3 protein-coding genes are annotated in these 3,559 nt (G+C 68.2%); all 3 read left to right on the top strand.

Features of this window, described 5'->3' with window-relative positions; translation table 11 throughout:
- A partial coding sequence (hisS, locus tag AB4Y86_RS14670; protein WP_441402933.1) for a histidine--tRNA ligase occupies nt 1-1,093 on the top strand: 1,093 nt, incomplete at its 5' end.
- Between the two features lie 85 nt (nt 1,094-1,178).
- On the top strand, nt 1,179-2,009 hold the full coding sequence (locus AB4Y86_RS14665; RefSeq protein ID WP_441402932.1) for a sulfurtransferase: 831 nt from the start codon (nt 1,179-1,181) through the stop codon (nt 2,007-2,009).
- Between the two features lie 128 nt (nt 2,010-2,137).
- Nucleotides 2,138-3,559: aspartate--tRNA ligase (gene aspS, locus AB4Y86_RS14660; protein WP_441402931.1), on the top strand; the 1,422-nt coding region annotated here is incomplete at its 3' end.

Raw genomic sequence — 3,559 nt, 5'->3', positions numbered from 1 at the left:
GGCCCTGCACTTCGACCTGACCGTGCCGTTCGCGCGGTACGTGGTGGAGAACGCCGGTTACCTTGCGTTCCCGTTCCGCCGCTACCAGATCCAGAAAGTCTGGCGCGGGGAGCGTCCGCAGGAAGGCCGCGCCCGCGAATTCACCCAGGCGGACATCGACATCGTCGGCGACGGCGCGCTGCCGTTCCGCTACGACGTCGAGATCGCGCTGGTGATCGCCGAAGCGCTCGGGGCGCTGCCGATCCCGGACTTCCTGCTCCGGATCAACAACCGCAAGCTCGCCGAAGGCTTCTACAACGGCATCGGTCTTACCGACACCGCCGGCGTACTGCGCAGCATCGACAAACTCGAGAAGATCGGACCGGCCAAGGTGGCCGAGCTGCTCCAGGCCGAGCTCGGTGCCACCGCAGAGCAGGCGCAGGCCGCGCTCCAACTGGCCGGCATCCGCACCCCGGACACCTCCTTCGTGCAACAGGTCCGGGCGCTGGGCGTCAGCAACGACCTGCTGGAGGAAGGCCTGAACGAGCTGGAGCAGGTCATTGCCGCCGCCGTCCAGCGCGCCCCGGGCAAGGTCGTCGCGGACCTCAGCATCGCCCGCGGCCTGGACTACTACACCGGCACCGTGGTGGAAACCGTCTTGGTGGGGCACGAGCAGCTGGGCTCGATCTGCTCCGGCGGCCGCTACGACGCCCTGGCGAGCAAGGGCAGCCGGACCTTCCCCGGCGTCGGACTCTCGATTGGCGTGACCCGGCTGGTATCCCGGATCCTGAGCCAGGACCTGGCCAAGGCGTCCCGTGCGGTGCCCACCGCCGTGCTGGTGGCGCTCAGCAACGACGAAAGCTGGGGAGCGGCGCAGGACGTGGCCGCGCAACTGCGCTCCCGCGGGATCGCCACGGAGGTCGCGGCGAAGGCCGAGAAGTTCGGCAAGCAGATCAAGTTCGCGGACCGCCGCGGCATCCCCTTCGTCTGGTTCACCGACGACGACGGCAAGCACCAGGTCAAGGACATCCGCACCGGCGAGCAGGTCGACGCCGATCCGGCCGTTTGGGCGCCGGCAGCGGAGGACCTCCACGTCAGGATCCTCAAGGGCTAACGGTGTCCATCGCCGTGGCTGCGGCGTAGAATTTGCCTTGCGCGGCTGGGGTTGGCGCAGCGGGATCCACCGAGGAGGATTCGCAATGCAAGACGGAAACTACGCCGTTGATGACGTCCTCGTGGACCCCCAATGGCTGGAAGACCACCTCGGCGATCCGCTGCTTCGGCTTGTCGAAGTCGACGTCAATGCGGCCGCCTATGACGCCGGGCATATTCCCGGCGCCACCCTGTGGAACATCTACCGGGACCTGAAGGACGCCGACTACAAGCTGATGGACCAAGCGGTCATCGGGGACCTGCTGGCGAAGTCCGGGATCACGCCGGACTCGACGGTGGTCTTCTACGGCTACGCGCCGGCAATGGGCTTTTGGCTGATGAAGCTCTACGGCCACGCCGCGGCCCGCATCCTCGACACGTCCAGGACCTCCTGGCAGCAGGCGGGCCGGGCATGGACGACGGAGCCGTCCGCGCCTGCCGTGACCGAATACCCGTTGCCCGGCCCGGACCCGCGGCTCCGGGCCGTACAACCGGACGTGGCGGACGCCGTCGGGCGGCCGGGAATCACCCTGTTGGATGTCCGCACCGGGGCGGAATTCCGCGGCGAACGGTTCTGGCCTTCAGGGGGCGCCGAGCCCGGCGGCCGCGCCGGGCGCATCCCCTCGGCGACGCACCTGGAGATCGACGGATTGCGCACGCCCGACGGCGCCTTCCGCAGCGGCGCAGAGGTGCGCCGGCTCTTCGCGCCGGTGGCGGATTCGGGCGGCGAAGTCATCACGTACTGCACGGTCGGTGCGCGCGCGTGCACGGCCTGGTTCGCGCTCACCTACCTCGCCGGGCGGGAGCAGGTCCGGGTCTACGACGGCTCCTGGGCCGAATGGGGCCGGATGCCGGCCACCCCCGTAGACGCCGGCTGATCTGTCCGGGCCGCTGCGGCCTTTCAAACGGGTAAACTCGAACGGGACCGCTCCAGTAGCGGTCCTGATATCTGTACCTGTTGGACCTGACTTTGATTTTCCCTCTGTCTTCTTCAGAAAGGCGTGCTGTGCTGCGCACACATGACCTCGGATCCCTTCGCTCCGAGCACATTGGACAAACCGTAACCCTCGCCGGCTGGGTCGGCCGGCGTCGTGACCACGGTGGTGTCGCATTCGTTGACCTGCGCGACGCTTCGGGCGTCGCCCAGGTGGTCGTCCGCGAGGAAGAGGTCTTCCACGGCCTCCGCAACGAATATGTGCTGCAGGTGATCGGCACCGTGTCCAAGCGACCCGAGGGCAACGAGAACCCGTCGCTGGCCACCGGGGAGATCGAGGTCATCGCCGAGAAGGTCATCATCCTCAACACCTCGGAGGCCCTGCCGTTCCAGATCGACGAGCACGTCGAAGTCGGCGAAGAGGCCCGCCTGAAGCACCGCTACCTGGACCTGCGCCGGCCGGGTCCGGCCCACAACCTGCGCCTGCGCTCCGAAGCCAACCGGGTGGCGCGCGAGCTGCTGCACCAGGACGGTTTCGTCGAGGTCGAGACCCCCACGYTGACGCGKTCGACGCCGGAAGGCGCCCGCGACTTCGTCGTCCCCGCCCGCCTCGCGCCGGGTTCCTGGTACGCGCTGCCGCAGTCGCCGCAGCTGTTCAAGCAGCTCCTGCAGGTCGGCGGCTTCGAGAAGTACTACCAGATCGCCCGCTGCTACCGCGATGAGGACTTCCGCGCGGACCGCCAGCCGGAGTTCACCCAGCTCGACATCGAAGCCAGCTTCGTGGAACAGGATGACATCATCCGGCTCGGCGAAAACATCGTCAAGGCGCTGTGGAAGCTGATCGACGTCGAGATCCCCACCCCGATCCAGCGCATCACCTACCACGATGCGATGGCCCGGTTCGGCTCCGACAAGCCGGACCTGCGCTTCGGCCTTGAGCTGACCGAGCTCACCGAATTCTTCAAGGACACCAACTTCGGCGTCTTCAAGGCTCCCTACGTCGGTGCCGTCGTCATGCCCGGCGGCGCCTCGCAAGCCCGCCGCGCGCTGGACGCCTGGCAGGAATGGGCCAAGCAGCGCGGCGCCAAGGGCCTCGCCTATGTCCTGTTCAAGGAAGACGGCGAACTTGCCGGCCCCGTGGCCAAGAACCTGACCGAGACCGAGCGCGCCGGCCTCGCCGACGCCGTCGGCGCCAAGCCGGGCGACTGCATCTTCTTCGCAGCCGGCGAGAAGTCGCCGTCCCGTGCCCTGCTCGGCGCGGCCCGCGTCGAGATCGGCCACCGCACCGGCCTGATCAACCCCAGCGACTGGGCCTTCTGCTGGGTAGTCGACGCGCCGATGTTCGAACCGGCCGCAGCAGCCGTCGCGTCCGGTGACGTCGCCGTCGGCGGCGGCCAGTGGACGGCCGTGCACCACGCCTTCACGTCGCCGAAGCCGGAATTCATGGACAGCTTCGACAAGGATCCCGAGTCGGCTCTGTCCTACGCCTACGAC

It is taken from the genome of Arthrobacter sp. 2YAF22_2 (genome assembly GCF_052114645.1).
Taxonomy (GTDB): Bacteria; Actinomycetota; Actinomycetes; order Actinomycetales; family Micrococcaceae; genus Arthrobacter.
The sequence above is the reverse complement of the archived record's forward strand: the minus strand, read 5'-3'. Positions and strand labels throughout refer to the sequence as shown.

Coding starts and splice junctions, on each gene's coding strand:
- AB4Y86_RS14665 (WP_441402932.1), top strand. CDS start 1,179: ATGCAAGACGGAAACTACGCCGTTGATGACGTCCTCGTGGACCCCCAA.